This is a genomic window from Paenibacillus sp. V4I5 (genome assembly GCF_030817255.1).
Taxonomy (GTDB): Bacteria; Bacillota; Bacilli; order Paenibacillales; family NBRC-103111; genus Paenibacillus_E.
On sequence record NZ_JAUSZB010000002.1, the window covers coordinates 7,255,066 to 7,274,626 of the forward strand.

The 19,561-nt window shown below is 45.3% G+C and carries 17 protein-coding genes; 14 read left to right on the top strand and 3 right to left on the bottom strand.

The window, feature by feature from the left end; genetic code table 11:
- The first annotated feature begins 34 nt into the window (after positions 1-34).
- The 14 genes from QFZ78_RS34750 (at position 35) to QFZ78_RS34815 (ending at position 15,102) form a co-directional block, all read left to right on the top strand.
- On the top strand, positions 35-1,171 hold the full coding sequence (locus QFZ78_RS34750) for an enolase C-terminal domain-like protein (RefSeq protein WP_307554148.1): 1,137 nt from the start codon (positions 35-37) through the stop codon (positions 1,169-1,171).
- Positions 1,172-1,224: 53 nt separating this feature from the next.
- Positions 1,225-2,769 carry an extracellular solute-binding protein gene (locus QFZ78_RS34755; RefSeq protein WP_307554150.1) on the top strand — a complete coding sequence of 515 codons (1,545 nt, stop codon included), beginning with the start codon at positions 1,225-1,227 and terminating at the stop codon, positions 2,767-2,769.
- Between the two features lie 118 nt (positions 2,770-2,887).
- Positions 2,888-3,949 carry a DUF4037 domain-containing protein gene (locus tag QFZ78_RS34760; RefSeq protein WP_307554152.1) on the top strand — a complete coding sequence of 354 codons (1,062 nt, stop codon included), beginning with the start codon at positions 2,888-2,890 and terminating at the stop codon, positions 3,947-3,949.
- A gap of 242 nt (positions 3,950-4,191) precedes the next feature.
- The gene (locus QFZ78_RS34765; protein WP_307554154.1) at positions 4,192-4,332 is read left to right on the top strand and encodes a hypothetical protein; all 141 of its coding nucleotides are present in this window, start codon (positions 4,192-4,194) and stop codon (positions 4,330-4,332) included.
- A gap of 19 nt (positions 4,333-4,351) precedes the next feature.
- Positions 4,352-5,113 carry an SDR family NAD(P)-dependent oxidoreductase gene (locus tag QFZ78_RS34770; RefSeq protein WP_307554156.1) on the top strand — a complete coding sequence of 254 codons (762 nt, stop codon included), beginning with the start codon at positions 4,352-4,354 and terminating at the stop codon, positions 5,111-5,113.
- 36 nt (positions 5,114-5,149) lie between these two features.
- Positions 5,150-6,247, top strand: a complete 1,098-nt coding sequence (locus QFZ78_RS34775) for a mandelate racemase/muconate lactonizing enzyme family protein (protein ID WP_307554158.1) — start codon at positions 5,150-5,152, stop codon at positions 6,245-6,247.
- 500 nt (positions 6,248-6,747) lie between these two features.
- Positions 6,748-6,846 (top strand): YjcZ family sporulation protein, encoded by a 99-nt coding sequence (locus QFZ78_RS34780; protein ID WP_307554160.1) that lies wholly within the window; start codon positions 6,748-6,750, stop codon positions 6,844-6,846.
- Positions 6,847-7,119: 273 nt separating this feature from the next.
- Complete coding sequence (locus QFZ78_RS34785) at positions 7,120-7,440, top strand: NIPSNAP family protein (protein WP_307554162.1); 321 nt, start codon at positions 7,120-7,122, stop codon at positions 7,438-7,440.
- Positions 7,441-7,453: 13 nt separating this feature from the next.
- On the top strand, positions 7,454-8,404 hold the full coding sequence (locus QFZ78_RS34790) for an aldo/keto reductase (protein ID WP_307554164.1): 951 nt from the start codon (positions 7,454-7,456) through the stop codon (positions 8,402-8,404).
- Between the two features lie 56 nt (positions 8,405-8,460).
- The gene (locus QFZ78_RS34795) at positions 8,461-9,222 is read left to right on the top strand and encodes an SDR family NAD(P)-dependent oxidoreductase (protein WP_307554166.1); all 762 of its coding nucleotides are present in this window, start codon (positions 8,461-8,463) and stop codon (positions 9,220-9,222) included.
- Positions 9,223-9,243: 21 nt separating this feature from the next.
- The gene (locus QFZ78_RS34800) at positions 9,244-10,110 is read left to right on the top strand and encodes an NAD-dependent epimerase/dehydratase family protein (protein WP_307554168.1); all 867 of its coding nucleotides are present in this window, start codon (positions 9,244-9,246) and stop codon (positions 10,108-10,110) included.
- 662 nt (positions 10,111-10,772) lie between these two features.
- On the top strand, positions 10,773-11,606 hold the full coding sequence (locus QFZ78_RS34805; protein ID WP_307554170.1) for a helix-turn-helix domain-containing protein: 834 nt from the start codon (positions 10,773-10,775) through the stop codon (positions 11,604-11,606).
- Positions 11,607-11,846: 240 nt separating this feature from the next.
- Positions 11,847-13,277 (top strand): LamG-like jellyroll fold domain-containing protein, encoded by a 1,431-nt coding sequence (locus tag QFZ78_RS34810; RefSeq protein WP_307554172.1) that lies wholly within the window; start codon positions 11,847-11,849, stop codon positions 13,275-13,277.
- A gap of 34 nt (positions 13,278-13,311) precedes the next feature.
- Entirely contained in the window at positions 13,312-15,102 is a 1,791-nt protein-coding gene (locus QFZ78_RS34815) for a family 43 glycosylhydrolase (protein ID WP_307554173.1), read from the top strand.
- A gap of 120 nt (positions 15,103-15,222) precedes the next feature.
- Here QFZ78_RS34815 and QFZ78_RS34820 read toward each other — a convergent pair whose 3' ends face one another.
- From QFZ78_RS34820 to QFZ78_RS34830, 3 genes are all read right to left on the bottom strand, one after another.
- The gene (locus QFZ78_RS34820) at positions 15,223-15,486 is read right to left on the bottom strand and encodes a chitobiase/beta-hexosaminidase C-terminal domain-containing protein (RefSeq protein WP_307554176.1); all 264 of its coding nucleotides are present in this window, start codon (positions 15,484-15,486) and stop codon (positions 15,223-15,225) included.
- A gap of 256 nt (positions 15,487-15,742) precedes the next feature.
- Positions 15,743-18,481, bottom strand: a complete 2,739-nt coding sequence (locus tag QFZ78_RS34825; RefSeq protein ID WP_307554178.1) for a glycoside hydrolase family protein — start codon at positions 18,479-18,481, stop codon at positions 15,743-15,745.
- A 234-nt stretch (positions 18,482-18,715) separates the two neighbouring features.
- Positions 18,716-19,561: a carbohydrate ABC transporter permease gene (locus tag QFZ78_RS34830; RefSeq protein WP_307554180.1), complete on the bottom strand. Its 846-nt coding sequence runs from the start codon at positions 19,559-19,561 to the stop codon at positions 18,716-18,718.

A 19,561-nucleotide genomic window follows, 5' to 3' on the forward strand; every position in this document is an offset into this window, starting at 1 on the left:
GATACTATACACATAAGAAAAGGAGAATGAAAAAATGAAAAATAACTTGGAAAGCAGCTGGCGAATTGAGAAAATTGAGCGTGTGCTTATGAAGGGGGAACGCCGGAGATTGGCAGGCTGTAATGCTAGACTGGGAGTTCACGGCAAAGAAGTCAGCTTCCCGCTGCTCCGGATTACAATAGGTGGAATTGCAGGTTATGGTTGGTCCAATATTTCGTGTGAAGCCGCAAAAGATTTGATTGGGGCAACTGTTAACGAGATCTTCTCGGAGGAGCATTGGATTCAGGATCGCTTTCAGAAAATTCAGTTCCCGCTATTCGATTGGCTTGGACATGTAAGGGAAGTTCCAGTCTATGAGCTGCTGACGAATAAACAGTGGACAACTCCGCTGAGTGTTCCATGCTATGATACTTCCCTTTATTTTGATGACCTACATCTGAGCTCAGAGACCGATGCGGTACGCTTACTTCAAGAAGAAGCAATGCAGGGCTATAATGAAGGATTCAGGGGCTTCAAAATCAAAGTGGGCCGCGGCGCCATGCATATGGATTTGATGGAGGGTACGAAAAGAGATATCGCCATCGTCAATGGGATCAGAGATGTGGTAGGTCCAGACTGTCATATCTCCATCGATGCAAACAACGGATACAATCTGAACCTGACAAAGCACGTATTGAAAGAGACGGCTCAGTCCAAGCTGCTCTGGATCGAGGAAGCCTTTCATGAGGATGACAGGCTGTACCGTAATCTAAAGGAATGGCTGGCCGAACAGAAGCTAAATGTTCTAATTACGGATGGGGAGGGACTAGCAGCCGGACCTATCGTTGAATGGGCGGAGCAAGGCCTGATCGATGCCATCCAGTATGATTTGAAGGACTATGGCATTGTCAACTGGTTGAAGCTTAGCCAAAGACTTGCCAAAAGCGGTGTTAAAGCGGCTCCGCATAATTACGGCGGCTTCTATGGCAACTTTGCTTCCGCCCAGGTGTATCCTGCTATTGAAGGATTTATGTTTGTAGAATGGGATCAGGCCGAAATTCCAGGAATTGATACGTCCGGCTATTCGATTAAGGATGGCAGAATAGAAGTATCCTCCGCTCCGGGGTTCGGATTGCATATAGACGAAGCTAACTATACTAGTAAGGTCCGTGAAAACGGTTGGATCGTATAGTCATGCGTACCTTGTGAGCGTTTCAACGATGATATGAGGAGGATGAAATAACTATGAAAATGTGTGATACAGGTATTCTGAAGAAGCCGGCAACGACCTTTTTATCCATCCTAGTTATTTGTTCTTCACTTGCTGCAGGATGCTCCAGCCCGACAACTGCACCCACCAACGAGGCGAGCGGGAAAGGGGAGGCCAAAGAACCTGGCAAGCCATCTGAGATCAGAATCATGGCGGACTACACGATAGCTCAGCCTCCATCACCCGATAATCCGGTGCTGAAGGAGTTTGAGAAAAGAACCAATACGAAGCTGACGGTTCAATGGGTGCCAGGGGGCGATTATGCGGATCGTGTTAATGTGGCGCTGGCTGCAGGGGATATTGCTGATTTAATTAAAATCCCAAGCATCACAACTCCTTTATTCCGTCAAATGGTGAAGCAGGGCGCATTCTGGGATCTGACTCCTTTTGTAAAGGACTATCCGAACTTAGTGTCACTAGATCCTAAAGTATGGAACAATACTAAAATCGATGGCAAAAACTATGCAGTTCCAGCCGGACGGCCTCTGAACGGGGGAGGATTCTTCTCTATTCGTAAAGATTGGTTGGATAAGCTCGGCATGAAAATGCCTCAGACGATGGATGAGCTTTATACCGTAATGAAGGCTTTCAAGGATCAGGCACCTGACGGTAAAAAAGATACGGTAGGCTTCACAATGCGAGGCGCAAATGTTATAGAGGAAGTGTTTACAGGGACGGTTGGCAAATGGAAAGAGAAGGATGGCAAGCTCATCAACATGAATCTTGAGCCTGAGGTAAAGGAGTCATTAAATTATCAACGCAAATTGTATCAAGAAGGATTGATTCCGCAAGATTTCCCTGTCCTGAAAGAAACACAATTTTGGGAGCTCGCAACTAGCGGAAGAGCAGGGGTTACAGTAGAAACTCCTGAGGCGTTGTTCCGATATACATTGGACCAATGGAAGAAAGACCCGAATGTAGCATGGACCCCAATGGTGTCCTTAAGTCCTAAAGCCGGAGGAAAGGCATACGTATCTCAGAGCACTGGCATGAATGGCGTTCTGGCTATACCGAAAACAGTGCCTGAGGAAAAGATGAAAGCTATCTTGAAATTCATTAATTACGGCTCAGGTGGTGATGGTCTCGATTTGACACTTTATGGTATTAAAGATGTTCATTACAGTGTTGTGGACGGTCTGAAGGTAGCTAACGACAAGGCCGTAGCAGACAGTGTAGGAACCGCTTCTTGGGGGAAAATGTTCAGCACGCCTGTGGTGGATTTATGGCAATATGCGGCAGGTATGCCTAAAGAGATTTATCAAAGAAACATGAAAATTGCTGAAGAAAGAGGCAAAATTTCTACTGGTGATCCGGCCATTGGTTTGGTTTCTGAGACGGAGCTTAAGATGGGGGCAGACTACACGAAGAAAATTGCGGATATGAAAACGCAGGTCATTATCGGAAAAATTCCTATGGAGGAATGGGATAAATACGTCGAACAGCTTAAAAAGGACGCTAATTATCAAAAAATAATAGAAGAAATGAATGCAGAGTACAAGAAGCGGTCGGCTCAAAAGTAGTTTGAGTATAAAATGTTAGGAATGCCCGGTGAGGTTTGTCTAAAAGACATGCCGACACCGGGCTTAACTGGTGTTAAACTGTATGAAGAACTGGACGACGAATAAGGAGGCGTGGCGAATGTCTTTTATTAAAGGAATAGAATTATGCCGTCGGTTTCATATGGAAATCGTCGAACCTGTAATGACGGATTCCTATTCTTTCTTATCCTATTCATCAGCTCTTATCGGTCCCGGTAGTGAAGTACTCGGATATGATACGGAGATGTCAACGGATCACGATTGGGTGCCTCGAACATATCTTTTTCTTAACCAACAAGATGTTGGATATTCAGAACAAATACGAATATCTCTGCAAGAGAGAGCTCCGGAACAGTTCTATGGCTTCCCGATCGATTTAAGGAAGAGTCTAATTACAACGGTGCCGAGTTTCATCGAAAATTACTTGGCTATTAACATAAATGAACCATTCGAATTAGTGGATTGGCTTACGTTTCCTTCACAATCACTTCTCGAAATAATTAGGGGAGAAGTATATAAGGACGATAACGGTCAACTTTCCGCGTTACGCAATAAATTTGAATATTACCCTCCGGATATTTGGTTGTACCTTATGGCATCCAGTTGGCAGCGAATCGGTCAAGAAGAACATCTGATGCTGCGTTCTGGTTTTATTGGTGACGAGCTTGGCTCAGGAATTATAGCTTCACGCCTTATTCGAGATATTATGAATCTCTGCTTTTTTATGGAGCGTCAATATGCTCCGTATCCAAAATGGTTTGGAACGGCATTTAAGCATCTGAAGTGCAGTGATCAAATGATGCCTTATTTATGGGAGGCTCAAACAGGAACTCATTGGAGAGAACGTGAGCATGCATTGAATAATGCTTACACACATTTATCAAGAATGCATAATGGACTTGGGATAACAGAAAGGATTCCTGAAGAAGTTTCATTCTTTTTTGATCGTCCCTTTAAAGTAATGAATGGTTCAGAAGTTGCTAGCCTCATAGCAAATAAAATCAGTGATTCAGACATTAAAAAGTTATCCCACAAATGTTTGATTGGTAATATAGATCAGATTACAGACAATACAGATTTCAGAAAAATGAATAGTTGGCCCGAGGGAGAAGGGGCAAGAAATGTTTTGAAAAAACTGTATAAGTCAACGGAAAGGGATTAATAGACTAACAAAATCGACAAACTTGATTGAATTCAAAGTATATGGAAGCTTAATCCGCTATCCCAAGGAAGGAGAAAAGTACAAATACGAAAAGAAGCGCCAAAATGTTCACGCATCGGACTGCTTTTTTTCTTTGCATCAGAAAATCTATTTATTTCATCGAATAAATCATGTATGATATACGATATGAGTGAAGTGGAAATTAATAACATAAATCCCATCAAGATATTGAGGCGATTGATATGAAAAAGAGCCTAAGCCGCTATGTATTAACCGATGAAATCTATACATTAATAAAGGAACGAATCCTTAACCATGAAATTACTTCTGGTGGAAAAATCAATATTGATCAACTCGCCCGCGACACACGATATATGATTTGAAAGAATGGAGGCAACGATAATGAACCTACAAGGTAAGGTAGCCATTGTAACGGGAGGCGGTTCGGGTATCGGCGAAGCGATTGTCCGCTTGTTCGCTGAGCGAGGCGCAGCGGTTATCATAGCCGACTGGAATGAGAAGGGGGCATCGCAGCTAGCTGAGGAATTAACATCTTCCGGACATCAAGTCGTGGCGGTAAAAGTCGATGTTTCAAGAGATTCGGATGTCCGGGAGCTTATTCAAGAAACCCTACATAGGTTTGGGCAGCTAGATGTACTAGTCAATAATGCAGCGGTTATTTTACCTAAGTTTCTGGAAGACGTCGAGGAGGAGGAGTGGGATCGACTCTTCCATATCAATTTGAAAAGTGTGTTCCTGATGATCAAGCACGCCATTGCTGAATTAAGAAAAACGCGTGGTGCTATCGTTAACATGGCTTCCCTAAACGGTTTGGTTGGGCAAAAGATGAATCCCGTTTATGCTGCAACGAAAGGCGGTGTCGTCGCCATGACCAAGGCATTAGCACTCGACTATGCGCCAGATGGCGTCAGGGTGAATTGTATTTGCCCGGCCGGTGTCTCTACTCCTCTGCTGCAGAATTGGATTCAAGAGCAGGATGATCCGATTGCGACGATTCAGATTTTGAATGATATGCATCCCATTGGCCGACCGGCAACTTCGGAAGAAATTGCTCAAGCTGCGTTGTTTCTTGCAAGCGCTCAATCCGGTTTCATTACAGGTGTTGCTCTTCCCGTCGATGGTGGAGCTTCACTTGGCTACTAATAGAATGTACTCATAAAAACTAGGGAGATGGATTCAATGAAAATTACAAAAGTAGAAAGCTTTGTTTTGCATGTACCGATTACACCGCCAATTACAGACGCCATCAACGTAGCTACACACTGGGGATTAGCTGGTGTTCGCATCTATACAGACGAAGGCTTTGTTGGATACGGTTACACAGGTACTTGTGCCCATGGTGATGATATGATCGTCGATACGATCGATAAATACTATGCGCCGCTTTTGGTTGGGAAAGATCCATTTATGGTACGAGAACTATGGAATGACATGCGTTTTGGCAAAATGCACTGGATCGGCAGATCCGGCGTAACGCACATGGCGCTTGCAGCTGTGGATATCGCGATATGGGACATTATGGCAAAAGCTTCCAATAAGCCGCTATGGCAGTACCTTGGCGGGGCGAAATCGAAACCGATTAAAGCCTATAATACGAACGGCGGCTGGTTGAACTGGTCGAAAGAGCGTTTGGTTAAAGATTGTGCTGAAATTGTAGAGTCAGGCTTTACGGGTGTTAAAATCAAAGTCGGTAAACCGGATTCGCGTGAGGATTATGATCGTTGTAAGGCAGTACGTAAGGCGATTGGTGACGATGTGATATTCATGATCGACGTCAATCAACAGTGGAACATTAATACCGCAATGACGTGGGGCAAAAAGCTTGAAGAATTCGATTTGTTCTGGTTGGAAGAGCCACTTAATCCTGATGACATTATGGGCCACAAAAAGCTAGCAGACGAGTTAAATGTTCCGATTGCTTTAGGAGAGCATGTCTATAACAAATATGCGTTCAGAGATTATATTCACCAAGGCGCAATTGAATATTGCCAAGTTGACGTAACGCGTGTCGGGGGTATTACAGAATGGCTGCAAGTAGCAGGTTTAGCAGCTTCTTATGATGTGCCGATCTGTCCGCACGTGGGTGATATGGGCCAAATTCACCAACACCTTGTAGCATCTACACAAAATGCAATTATGCTTGAGTACATTCCATGGATTCGTCATATTTTTGAAGAGCCGGCTACGGTGAAGGAAGGGCATTATGTACTGCCTCAAATGCCAGGTGCTTCGACGACAATTATCCCTAAATATTTCCAAGAATATCGGATTAGATAAGGTAACGCTATACACAATCAGGATGGTGGTCGTTTTTGAAGATAGAGTCTATGCCTAATGGGGGGGGGATACAAATATCATTCCAAAATCAATCCAACCAAGGCTTGGTTATCTTCGTCCAAGATCAAGGTAACTGTCAATTCAGAGCAAAATTAATCATGGGACTACTGAGGGAATCGAACTGCTTTTTCAAAAATAAGAACAAGTATTGTGTGTAAATGATAAAAAATTATTGAGATATACAATCGGTGAAAGCTGAGACTGGACCCGCATATTCCTGTTAACCTTGAGTCATCGAAAGTTGAACTTTGCTAGGTTAAAAGAATGCATCAAGCCCTCTCAGTAAGGGCTTTTATATGGCGGACATAACTTGCCGTTACTTATATACGTTTTCGCTTTTCCTGGGCGTTTGCCTCCCAGTGGCAAACGTCCAAGCAAGCAGTATGTACCGTACATATAATTATACCGTAGTGAAAAATCACCGAGGGGAATGAGTACACATGGGAGCAGTAGGTTATGAAGGTTATGGACGTTCAAGCGCATTTATCTTGGTTCTTTTTATTCTTTTGGTCATCATCACATCAGCTTTTGTAATTTAATATTTAATCCAACAAAAAAATATCAAAAAAAATAAAGACGGCCTATCGCGAAATAGATGCGAACATGGGCCGTTTTTTCTCATTTTTCCACGAAAGCAACCGCGTAGTATTTGCATAGGCCGGGGCACATCTTAGCAACTGGTGATCTGATTTATTGCCTATTTTATGCCTACAGTTAACTTAAAGTAACTTAGTTTAAATTTATTCACTTCTTCTCATGACAGAAATCATTATTTATAATTGAAAATGTACGTGATCGGAGGTGAATGACGAATGATTTACGAATTGAGAATTTATACGATTCTTCCCGGAAGAATAGATGCGATTCGAAAGCGCTTTTCCGATCATACGTTTGGTATTTTTGTCAGACTCGGCATGCAGGTGTGTGATTTCTGGGAGGACGATTTGGAGGAACAACCCAAGCTATATTACACGATGAAATACGAAAGCATGGAGGAACGGACAAGACAGTGGGAAACTTTCTCGCAGGACAAGGAATGGAACGAAGTGAAACAACAATCCGAGCAGGACGGGAAAATTGTTGAACGCGTCGAGCAGATTTTTATGAAACGAGCGGAATATTTTAAAAAATAGAGGAGTTATACTCATGAGATATCGTAAACTTGGCAAGAATGGTCCGGAAATTTCAGTTATTGGCTTCGGCTCTTGGGCAATCGGTGGAGGAGGCTGGGCCAGCGCTTGGGGCAACCAGGACGATGATCAGTCAGCCGAAAGCGTGCGCGTTGCTTTGTACAACGGGATCAACTTTTTTGACACTGCGGCTGTCTATGGTCTGGGCCATTCCGAGGAAGTTATCGGGAAAGCGTTAAAGGGCGACCGTGACAAAGTGGTGTTGGCGACCAAATGCGGTCTGGTTTGGGACGAGAACCAAAACATTTCCAAGAACGGAACCTACGATTCCATCCTACGCGAAGCGGAAGCATCGCTGCGTCGTCTCGGTACCGATTATATCGATTTGTACCAAATGCACTGGCCGGATACAGATGCTAATGCTCCGGCGGAAGAGACTATGCGCGCCATGGATAAGCTTGTACAAGATGGAAAAGTACGTTATGTAGGCGTAAGCAATTACAATGTTTCGTTATTGGAAGCATCGCTTTCCGTAAGACATGTTGATTCTCTTCAGCCGCCGTATTCCATCCTGAGGCCTGCCGTTGAGAAGGAAATTCTGCCGTTCTGTCTGGAGAAAGGTATCGGTGTCGTCGCCTACAGTCCGCTAACTTCAGGTCTCCTGTCAGGAAATTATACCTACGACACCAAATTCTCAGATGATGATTGGCGCTCCCGCAACGCTGCACATACCGGGGAAGGTTTGAGGAAAAACGTGGATCGCGTCGAGAAGTTGAAAGTTATCGCGAGCCGGTTCGGCATGACCATGCCTCAGCTTGCCATTGCGTATGATCTCGCTCATCCAGCTTTGACCAGCGCTCTTGTAGGCGTTCGGAAGCCGAGCCACATCTTAAGCGTACTGCCAGCCATTGATGTGACTTTGGATGAAGCTACACTTGCGGAAATTCGTACAATAGCTGTCGAATAAGGCATGACACACTCTGCTATAAACACACGTTCATCCAGATCGGAGGAAGAGTCTTTATGAACATTGATTTGAGAGGTCAAACAGCGCTTATTACCGGGGCTTCAGGACAGCTTGGCCGTGTCATGGCCCGAACATTGGCTCTATGTGGAGCGGATATTGTCATTCACTACAATCAGAATGAGTTGAAGGCGGCAGAGTTACAGGCTGAGATCGAAGGTATCGGGAGCCGGGCTGTTATTGTTCAAGCCGACGTGACCAAAGCGGATGAGGTCACCGCGATGAAGGAGCGCGCGCTCGGACTTACGGGGGCTGTAGATATTGTCGTTGCCAATGCCGTTGTACAGTACAAATGGACATCGGTACTCGATCAGCCAATGGAAGACTACATCAGCCAGTTTGAATCGTGCGTTTTACAAAGTGTACTGCTCGCAAAAGCATTCTTGCCGGACATGGTGAAACGCAAAAAGGGCAGAGTTATCGGTATTAATACGGAATGCTCCATGCAAAACTTCCCTTCCCAATCCGCTTACGTGAGCGGCAAACGAGGGATGGACGGGCTGTACCGAGTACTGGCAAAGGAAGTCGGCGAACATCAGGTGACTGTTAACCAAGTGGCGCCAGGCTGGACGATCAGTGATAAGGATCGGGAAAATCTTACGGAACGCCAAGAGTCGTATGAAAGCAATGTACCGCTGAAACGCCGCGGCACCGATCAGGAAATCGCCAATGTGGTAGCGTTTCTGGCATCAGATTTGGCGAGTTTTATTACGGGAGCATTTATTCCCGTGAATGGCGGCAACGTAATGCCGACGATATGAAACTAGGAGTGCGATATATCGATGAAAAAGCGAATAATCGTGACAGGCGGAAGCGGAAAAGCCGGTAAATGGATTGTGAAAGAGTTGGTTGAGCAGGGGTATGAGGTATTGAATTTGGATTGGAAGCTGCCGGAAGAACCCTTATGCAAGACACAGATTGTAGATCTGAACGATTTGGGTCAGGTTCACAATGCCTTATCACAATACAGTGTCAGGAATAGACAACCCGTGGAAGCGGTGATTCATTTCGCTGCGATACCGGAAGCGTTTATTTATCCGAATGACGTGACATTTCGGAATAATGTTATGAATACGTATAACATCTTGGAGGCTGCAGCGAATCTCGGTATCCGCAAGGTGGTACTCGCATCCAGCGAATCATCCTATGGTATCGTGTTTGCAAATCAATTTTTCGCGCCGAATTTCCTTCCAATTGATGAAAGCCATCCTCAATTATCGGAAGATAGCTATGGATTATCCAAGATGGTTAATGAAATGACTGGGGAAGCTTTCCATCGAAGGACAGGCATGCAGGTCATTTCCTTCCGTCTAGGAAATATTTTGGAACCGAAGGATTATCCGCGAGTAAGGCTAACCTTCGCTAATCCAGAAGAACGAATTCGCATTCTTTGGAGCTATATCGATGTTAGGGATATGGCAGTAGCCTGTAGATTGGCTGTGGAGAAAGATGGGCTTGGCGCACAATCACTCATTTTGGCAGCTGACGATACTTCATCCGATCTGTCTAGTGAAGAGCTAGTTCATAGGTTTATGCCTGAGCTTGCTAAACACGTCCAACATTTGCCTGGACGTGCCAGCTTTCTATCGAATGCTAAGATCAAAGCAGTTCTAGGCTGGAAACAGCAGCATTATTTCATGGAACAATAAACTTCAGCTTTTCGCTTGGAACAAGAGGCTGACTCGAAAGTAACATTATTGATGTGTGGGACAGATCCAATTGTTTAAAAATAATGAATACTTGAATGAAAAAGGAGCTAAGCGGCTTGTATGTGCTTAGCTCCTTTGTTTTTGGCGTCCACTGCCGCTTTCTTCAGTAAGTTGTGGGCAAGCGAAAGTCGGCGACTTTTTGCACAACCACTTTTGTTGCAATGATGTATTTCATTGTTAGATTCAAGTTGAGGTAATTACGATTGCTGCATCGATGTTTTACATCGTTACGAGGGAGATTGGGCGAATAACTGTTCATATAAGGTTGATGGAACGATGGTTTACATTGTTGCAATGGAGCTCAATCATCGTTTTAATGCTGTAACGATACTTTTCATCATTGCGTCACAAGTCGGCAAACTCTGTGTGAACTGCCTATCTCTTAGACATCTTCGACTACTTTTTGGACAGCCACTTTCATCGTATTGTCAGGAAGTAGACGAACGGATAAAATGATAGCGTTACCATAGCTCGGATGGAAAGGGAGATGTAGGACCTAAATGCTCTTTCTTCCATCCAACTCCATGTCTCCATACTTGAAATTGTGCTAAAATATAGTCATGGGAACTAGGAACCAAGTTGTTAAGAGAGGTCCAATGACGATGATAAATAAACCCGGCAAGCATGGGCCCGTATATCACCTGCCTCCGTTAGGAGAGCCTCCTCTGAGCGTCCAGTTCTTAGGGGTTAATTACTGTGATACGGATTACCGCAATATTCGAAAGATTTCAAAAATTACCGTTTTCGGTTTTGTACTATCAGGGCAAGGCAGTGTTCAGGTCGGTCCCCAAGCCTATATGGCTCGTCAGGGAGACATGTTCATCCTACCTGCAGGCTATTACCATGAAGTTGCTTCAGACCTAGACCACAAGGAGCAATGGAGTTATATATGGCTAAACATTAGCGGAAGCTGGATTCTGAAGATGCTTGAAGTCTACCATCTGCTTTTACATGTCGTGACGTCCGATAGTGGATTGGAGCGCTTGTTTAAAGAGGCTATTGAAAGCGCTAAGCAAAAATCAGTAGAAGAAATGCAAAGTGAGCTTCAGATCATCCTTATGCGAATTATCGTCAGCCTCTCCGAAACTTTACGTAAAAAAGGGGAAGCGTTAACATCAACGGTTCAAGCTATAAAGCAATTTTTGGATAACAGCATCCTTCATCCTTTCGATCCTACCCAGCTCTCTTCACAGATGGGCATTTCCAATAAGCAGATAAATCGCTTGTTTAAAAGAGAAATCGGGACTACCATCTATAACTATGTCATCTCCAAAAAGATAGAATCCGCTAAACTGATGCTACTCGACACACATCTGACCATAAGTGATATTGGTTATAAGCTTGGTTATGTCGATCCCCATTATTTTTCGAACCTGTTCCATAGCAAAACCGGAGTGAGACCAAGCGACTTCCGAAAGCAATTTATTAAAATCTAATAAACATGCCGCGAATTGTTCAGGAATTGTGAATGATTCTTCACGGCATGTTTTTGTTTTATGGAACAATAATAGGCGTCCATAATCCTCACCCGACCGACCGTCTCTGGATGATGAAATTTTGATTCTTTACGTTGTTATGTCCATTTTCCTCACCTAACGTACCGTTTTCTCCATTTTAATGTTGTACAAACCACGATATACTTAACCTAAACACAATCACGAAAGGGGTAAACATCCATGCTTACTTCAAGCAATAATCATCAAAGCACATTTCTCATGGGGTATTTTCGCTCTGGTCCCGGGCAGAGTCACAAGGTTGAAGAATTGCATTATGCCTATAGTCGCAATGGCTTGCATTGGTATGAACTTAACGATAATGAACCGGTCTGGGCCTCCAGTTTAGGGGAAGGTATTTTGAGAGATCCGTTTATTAGCAAGGGGCCAGATGGTAAATGGCATCTTGTATTTACGATTCGCCCTCTTGGGCCATCGATCGGATATGCGACCTCGGATGATTTAATCCACTGGAAAGAAGAAAAAGCGCTGCCTGTCATGAAGGATATTCCAGATACCTTCAACAGTTGGGCACCTGAGTTTGCCTATGATCCTGTTCAGGAGGATTTTCTTATTTACTGGGCTTCCAGCGTAGGCAAAGACCTTAGTAACAGCAAGCACTATTGCACGCGAACGAAAGATTGGAAAACATTCTCCAAGACGGAATTGTTCTATGACCCGGGTTTTCAAACGATTGACGCAAGTCTCGCTGAGCATGAAGGGAAATATTACATGGCCATTAAAGATGAAAGTCATGTCTATGAGCCAATAACATATACGCATCCGCCGATGAACTTTTTGACTGTATCTGATCAACTAGAAGGTCCTTATGAAAGGATTGCGGGTGTTCAAACACCGGATTACACAGAGGGGCCGGAGTTTCTTTGGGTGGACAGCGAGAAGAAATGGTTGTTGTACTATGATTATTGGGCTTATGGCAAGTTCGGCGTGATGGAATCTACAGATATGATCCACTGGTCCAATGAATTGGATGAGGAGATGATTCGGTTCCCTTACCGTGCGAGACATGCAACCATGTTTCCTATCAGTGAACAGGAGCTTCAGCTTCTGTTGGATAAGTATGCTTTGCTGGTACAGTACAGGACGCCGACTTTTTCGCCTGTCAGAGTTGCAGCGGAGGGAACGTACGGCTTTTTCCACGATGCCTTTTCCATGCGATCCTTTACGATGGACATTCAGCCGCAGTCTGTTTCCGGCACTCACGTTTTGCTGGATGAAGGTGATTCAACAAACGGTCTATCGCTTCGTATACGGGATGGACGTTTGGAAGCAGCGGTTTGCTCTAACGGTAACCAATTATTCGTTTCCGGTGAGCCAGTGCAGCTGGAACTAGCGCAATGGAGCCATGTTGCGATGACCTATGATGAAGGAAACCTGTGCCTGTATATAAACGGAACCCTTGTCGGTGAAGGCAACGCTTCGTTTGCTTTAGTAAGAACCCATGATAGCGCAGGCGGCTACGGTGGAAGATTTGGAACAGATGCCTTTGGCGACCAAGGAAGCAAAGACGCTTTTGACGGAGGAATGAGGAATGTGCGTATCTACTCTGTTCCACTGCAGAGCGAGGATATTCGTTTAATTACAGGCTCCTAAAAGATTCTCAAAACGATAGGAAGGGAAGAAAACAATGAACAGCGATTTTATCATCCAGCCGCCTCATCCTGAAACGGAATGGTCCGCCTGTACAGGCTATTCTGACTCTGCAGTAATGATAGAACGAATTTTGGATGTGTCATTCAAAGATGCCAGTATTTGCACAGGCCCGGATCAGACGTACTATATGACCGGAACGACAGATGGCACATGCTTGCAGGTATGGATATCTACGGACTTAAAGTCATGGACGGGACCTGCCGTAGTATGGAATTTGGAGCAAGAGGGAACGTGGCAAAAGGAGAGCAAGGACCTCTCTCGTATTTGTGCTCCTGAAATCCACTATGTGAATGGAACGTTCTGGATCACCTATGGATTGAATCAAGGCGGCACCGGCCTGCTCAAAAGCTTGTCTGCCTCCGTCAATGGCCCTTACCAGGATATGGGGAAGATAACTTCTGACGGGAAGGATGCCTCTTTATTTGAGGATGAAGACGGGGTTGTGTATTGGGTTTACAGCAATGGCAGGATTGCCCGAATGAATGAGGACATGACAGGACTTGCGGAAATTCCCCGGATGGTAGAAGTGCAGCCTTGGAAGGTCGCGGGGCGAGAGGATCATCCATCGTACACCCGGAATTTACAGGTAGGAACGTACGGGGCTTTTTTATACAAGCGGGATGGGTACTACTTTATGTTTTGTGCAGATGCGCTTGAGAGGATGGGCAGCGATGCTGTTGATACCTTTGTGGCAGTGAGCCAATCGATCTATGGTCCATACAGCAGGCGGTATCTGGCGCTTCCTCATGGCGGACAAGTCTCCTTATTTATAGGACCGGACAATCAATTATACGCTTCCTTCACGGGCTGCGGCAGCTATTCACCGGTTGAGCATTTTCCTTCCGTTGTACCCATGTCCTTTGTAAGCCCGGAATTCATAAGGCCGATTGAGGAAGCGGTGCTGGAGAAGGGACTTGTGGGAAGTCTTAAACCTGTCGCGGACTTTCTGATTCGGGATCCTCATATTAGCAAAGGACCGGATGGAACATATTATTTGACGGGGACTTCAGACATGCCGCATCGAAATTTCTGGGACCGGAATAACCAGCTTCACTTGTGGAGTTCTAAAGATCTGAAGGAATGGAATCGTGTGGCGAAAGTATGGGATTTAGCCGAAAATGGTACATGGGAGAACAACATCTATGAGAATCCTTGTCTCTGGGCTCCGGAGATGATCTATTTGTACGGAACCTTCTGGATCACTTATTCTCTTCAAGGCGGAGGCACCGGGTTGATTAAAAGTGTATCCGGACATGCAGAGGGACCGTATATCGATATGGGACGAATGACGAATACGGATATCGACTCCAGTCTGTTCCAGGATGATGATGGTCAAGTGTATTTTGTATGGCAGGACGGTAAAATTGCCAGGATGAAGAAGAATATGACGGGCTTTGCAGAAGACCCCCGTAAGCTGTTAAGCTCAGATGGACAGCGCGTTGGATATGAGGGTGCATTTATCGTGAAGTATAAAGGTAAGTATATTCTTGGTGCGGCGGAATGGAATGGCGATAAACGAGTGGACGGCACTTACGATTTGATGTATGCCGTTGCTGATGATTTGTACGGCCCTTATACCCCGAGACAGTTGGCGGTACCTCACGGTGGCCACGGAACGATGTTTATCGATCATGACGGCAGACTCCTGTCTACATTTTTCGGTAATGATCGAACGGCTCCATTTCGGACCCGTGTGGGAATTGTCCTCCTTCAAGCCGAAGAGGATGGACAGGGGTTGTGCATAGAGCCTTGTTGTGAAATTTAGAAATCAGTCGAAGGGCTAGCTCCTTCATGTCCGTAATCCATGAAAGACGCCTCCATTACCACGATCTGAGTGGGGATGGAGGCGTCTTTCGCTGCTAAATCCAAGAATCACAGGGTGTAGTTAGGGAGCGGATGGTACAAGTACCGAATAATTCTGAACTAATTCTTCACTCTCATTCATTCCGCCCTTCACAGCGATGGCTCTCAGCGTTACAGGCTTTGTAATGGATATTGGTCCTTTATATTTCTGACTGCTTGGGCTTGGCGCGCTTCCATCCATAGAATAATAAATACGGGCTCCCTCCGTGTAGGTGGACAAGGTTACGCTCGTACCTGAAACGAGCTCTCCGTTGGCTAGATCCGCTTTGGGGGCGAAGACTTCCAACCGGGGGGGTTCATTTCGAATGTAGTGATAGAATTGAATCTGGCGGCCAAATCGTTCGAATACAACCCTGCCTTTGCCGGTGAGCCGGCAAACGGATCGGCTTGCTTAAAGATGAGTTGATTGTTAACCCATACGTAAAGCTGCCCATCTTTGCGAACCGTGCGGTAAAAGTTTTGGGCGCTTATTTCCTCATGAACGGAGAACGCAAACGGGCGATTGATTTTTGCCGGAACCTTGAGGCGGATTTGATCTGTCGTCAGGTTCGAATTGAATGTGGCGGTCTGGTAGATGCCCTTCTTACCGTTGCCATCGTATGTAAATCCAGCAGGAGACCAGGCCCCGTGTCTTTATTCCATGAATCGAATCCAAAATTAGATGAAGTCACATTCGGCAGTAAGAACGTGGTTTTTAAATATTTGAACTCTCCAGCGGTCCAAAGAATGTTCGCGCGGGACACTTCAGCTGGCGCCCGCAGCTTATACATATATTCCCGCTGCCCAATATCGCATGCCGGCGTAGCGGTTCCACCGCAGTTTAGATTGTAATTAGCCGGATCGTAATTGTTATGTCCATAAATCGTATCGCGAGCGGTTGAAGCGCTTTGAATAAGCTCGCTTTGACCATTCACGACTTTGTATAACTCGAATTGCCGGGTTTCAAAATTAGTGAATGCTGCTACGTAATTATTTTCATCTATATATTCAACGATAATGCCGGCTTTGCCTGTTGCAGGGAGTGTATCCGTGCTAACGTTAGCTGAAAACTCATACTCGCTTAAAGCATCACCTTTTACATTCAGAGACGGACCGGCAGCAGATGAGGTTAGGCCTTGTCCGGTCAAAGTCCATGGGCTGCTCCAATTGTTGATCTGGTTTCCTGACTCGCTCCAGCCGGATGTCAAGGAGACGTTATCTATGCTGCACACGGAGTTTTGGCACACAAGCCCCACCTTGCCGGGTTTGTTCAACAAAGCATTTTCCATGACAGGCAGATCGTTATTCAGTTTATAATGATCCAGTTCCGCGAACAGCTTGGAGCCATTCTTATATACCTTAAGCGTATGAAATTGCTCGCCGAAATCGGCTGCGCGCGGGTCTTCATGAAGGAATTGGTACGTATAAGGGAGTTCCGCTTCCTGAGTCGAGGCTTGACCGTTTAGAATCGTAGTTATTACATATTTTCTTCTCTCACGATCAATTTGCAATTGGATTTGGTTAGCATCGTTCCGGTACCATACCGTTACTCCTGCAAGCCCTTTAGAGTCATCAAATCGAATATTGGATTCCAAATAATAATTGGATAACGCCCCCTCTTTCAGGAGCATTTGCTTCTGACCTTGCCGGCTGTTTATCGATAGAACGCCTTCATGGATGCGAGTATCAGCAGGTACATGCATATAGTTTTTCAAGCTGGATTCATTGTTGAACCGATCTTCAAAGGACGGGGCGGAGGCATCAAAGTGTACGCCTGATGAGGTGGATGATGTCGGCCCGTCAACGACCATTTCGTCACCCCAGAAGTAGACCCGGTCTTTGCCTTGGCCGTTCACACCATCCCAAAATGCTTTGTAAGTGATCCATGTCTCAAAGCCGTTAGGTCCTTCAATGATGTTAGGCTGCGAAGGTCCGACAATATCCGCTTCTACCGGCTCGCCTTTTGTATCATAAAGACCGAAATCGAGGTGATAGTCAGCTAAAACCTGAGGACCGGTTCGGCTCATCGTGGCGGCAATGACATTCGTTCCGGTTTTGAGAATGCCCTTAGGCACTTCGACCATGGCATAACCGGGCTGGATTCCTTGTTGGCTAACCACCTCTTGACCATTAATATACAGCTTGCCATAACCCTCCAATCGATGACGGAGCACCACGGTATCCGGGACAGAGGTTAATGTAAATGTTCTTCGAGTCCACAGATTTTCAGGTGTATCTGAAGAACCCCATGTTGTATAAATACTCGGTACTCTGGCCGGTGCTACTGTATAGATCGGATAACCGAATCCGCCGTTACCGGTTTTCCAGCTTGCAGTATCAAAATCGATGTTTTGCCAGCCGTCACCTGGCTTATCGTAGGTAAAGGTGTACGTCTGACTGCCGAATTCCGCAGTTGGCAAGATCGGAGTATACTTCAGCAGCAGTCTCTCTATATTACGACCTAGAAGCTTATTAGGTAGATTTTTGCTGTTGTTGAAGGTGTTGTAATCATCGGATTGAGCAATGCCTGTATCATACAGTCCCGACCGGGGATCCATTTGGTTGGAAGCATATAACAAGTAATATTGGCCGTTCCGATAGTAAAGCTCAGGCCCTTCAAAGTTAAAATGGTTCAGATTGCTCCAATATCCGGGCGAAGTGAAGAGCAACTCTTTCCCAAGTCCTCGGTCCGGATTACCAAGCTCATTGAAAAATGATTTGACGTTCCACAGCCAAACGCCCGGACGGCCTAAGGCGGCTCCGCCTACATTAGGATCAGACTCCCCTGGATTCAATTTGCGCAAATAAAGCTGATCTCCGTTGGGGGCGATAAAAAATTGGAGATCAATCCCTCGGTCATACTGCTTATCCCAGAAGCTGTGCCTGAAATCAGGATGGTCTGTGGACATCGTCGCAGGGTTTCCATGAATCAGATTAGAGCTGTTGAAACCGTAAAACATAACGCCGTTATGAAAGAGGAAATCCGATGCGCCGTATCTCGGGAATGTGAGATCGTTCGGAGCAAAGGGAGGCAAAGTAGCCGGGTCGGTTGATATAAAGCGAGTGTGGCCTTCCCAATGAACCATATCTTTTGATTTGTACAGGTTGCCGGTTGTTCCCGTTCCCGCCACATAATAGAAACCATTATATTTCTCAATGGTCCCGTCATACAAAGGCATTTTTTTTCCCTGATCGCCTCCCGAATCGACAGTAAAATAATTTTGCAAAGGAACGGTGCCTGAAGCTTGCACCTGTACCCCGCTAGGGACTAATGTGGAAGTCAAAGCGACTCCAATTGACATGAATGCAACCCAAAGTCTTCTCCTACAACTTTTGTTCAAACGGATCACCCTTTCATCATTTGTAAACGCAATCAATCCAGATTGTATCAGGTTCACCATGTGCAAGTGAATGTGGAATAACGATGCCAAGGTGAGTATTAGGGACATGTGAATGAATATTACCCTCATGTCTATGAAGCGGTACCGCAAAAAAAAGCACCGTATCGACTGTTCGGGTCGATACGGTGAAGTTCTTTATTCCTTAACCGCACCTGCGGTCATGCCGGAGACCATATATTTTTGGAAAAATAAGAATAGCAGCATAATGGGAATGGTGGAAGCGACGCAAACCGTCATAATGTTGGCCCAATCGTAGGCGACTTCGCCCATATAGCGAATGGAAATACCAGGATTTAGTGTTCGCAGAGCATCCTTGGTGATGAGCGTGAGAGAATACAGCAAATCGTCCCAAGACATGATGAACGAATAGATGCCCACTGCAAAGATACCGGGTTTGGATAAAGGTATCACGATTCGAAACAAGATCCCCGTACGGCTTACGCCGTCCATTTTAGCAGCTTCCTCCAAAGAGATGGGAATATGATCGAAAAATACTTTCAACATCATGATGGAGAATGGCAGCGCAGACGTCGTTAGGGCAATAACAAGCCCTAAATGGGTGTTAAGGAGCCCATATGATTTGTACATCGCATACAGCGCGATGAGCAAGGAAACGACGGGCAGCATTTGCGTCGACATGATCGTTAGCATGGCGAAGCCTTTGAAAGGAAACCGGAACCGAGAGAAGGCATACCCTGCCATGATGGCAAGAAGCAGCGTTAATAACGTTGTCGACAGGCTGACGATCAGACTATTTTTGTAATAGATGAGAAATGCCGATTCACTTAACAGTTTGACGTAATGTTCAAAGACAGGTTGAATGACGATCCATTTGGGTGGCAGCACGAAAAGCTCGGAATTGCGTTTTATTGACGTGATTGCCATCCAATAAAGGGGGAATAGAAAAAATGCGAGATAAACGGTCAGCAGAGCAGGGGTCGCGACTAAGCGCAGCAATCGTTCTTTCCAGGTGTTATTCAT

Coding starts and splice junctions, on each gene's coding strand:
- QFZ78_RS34780 (WP_307554160.1), top strand. CDS start 6,748: ATGGGAGCAGTAGGTTATGAAGGTTATGGACGTTCAAGCGCATTTATC.
- QFZ78_RS34815 (WP_307554173.1), top strand. CDS start 13,312: ATGAACAGCGATTTTATCATCCAGCCGCCTCATCCTGAAACGGAATGG.
- QFZ78_RS34785 (WP_307554162.1), top strand. CDS start 7,120: ATGATTTACGAATTGAGAATTTATACGATTCTTCCCGGAAGAATAGAT.
- QFZ78_RS34800 (WP_307554168.1), top strand. CDS start 9,244: ATGAAAAAGCGAATAATCGTGACAGGCGGAAGCGGAAAAGCCGGTAAA.
- QFZ78_RS34755 (WP_307554150.1), top strand. CDS start 1,225: ATGAAAATGTGTGATACAGGTATTCTGAAGAAGCCGGCAACGACCTTT.
- QFZ78_RS34770 (WP_307554156.1), top strand. CDS start 4,352: ATGAACCTACAAGGTAAGGTAGCCATTGTAACGGGAGGCGGTTCGGGT.
- QFZ78_RS34750 (WP_307554148.1), top strand. CDS start 35: ATGAAAAATAACTTGGAAAGCAGCTGGCGAATTGAGAAAATTGAGCGT.
- QFZ78_RS34765 (WP_307554154.1), top strand. CDS start 4,192: ATGAAAAAGAGCCTAAGCCGCTATGTATTAACCGATGAAATCTATACA.
- QFZ78_RS34825 (WP_307554178.1), bottom strand. CDS start 18,481: ATGTCAATTGGAGTCGCTTTGACTTCCACATTAGTCCCTAGCGGGGTA.
- QFZ78_RS34830 (WP_307554180.1), bottom strand. CDS start 19,561: ATGAATAACACCTGGAAAGAACGATTGCTGCGCTTAGTCGCGACCCCT.
- QFZ78_RS34805 (WP_307554170.1), top strand. CDS start 10,773: ATGATAAATAAACCCGGCAAGCATGGGCCCGTATATCACCTGCCTCCG.
- QFZ78_RS34795 (WP_307554166.1), top strand. CDS start 8,461: ATGAACATTGATTTGAGAGGTCAAACAGCGCTTATTACCGGGGCTTCA.
- QFZ78_RS34810 (WP_307554172.1), top strand. CDS start 11,847: ATGCTTACTTCAAGCAATAATCATCAAAGCACATTTCTCATGGGGTAT.
- QFZ78_RS34775 (WP_307554158.1), top strand. CDS start 5,150: ATGAAAATTACAAAAGTAGAAAGCTTTGTTTTGCATGTACCGATTACA.
- QFZ78_RS34760 (WP_307554152.1), top strand. CDS start 2,888: ATGTCTTTTATTAAAGGAATAGAATTATGCCGTCGGTTTCATATGGAA.
- QFZ78_RS34790 (WP_307554164.1), top strand. CDS start 7,454: ATGAGATATCGTAAACTTGGCAAGAATGGTCCGGAAATTTCAGTTATT.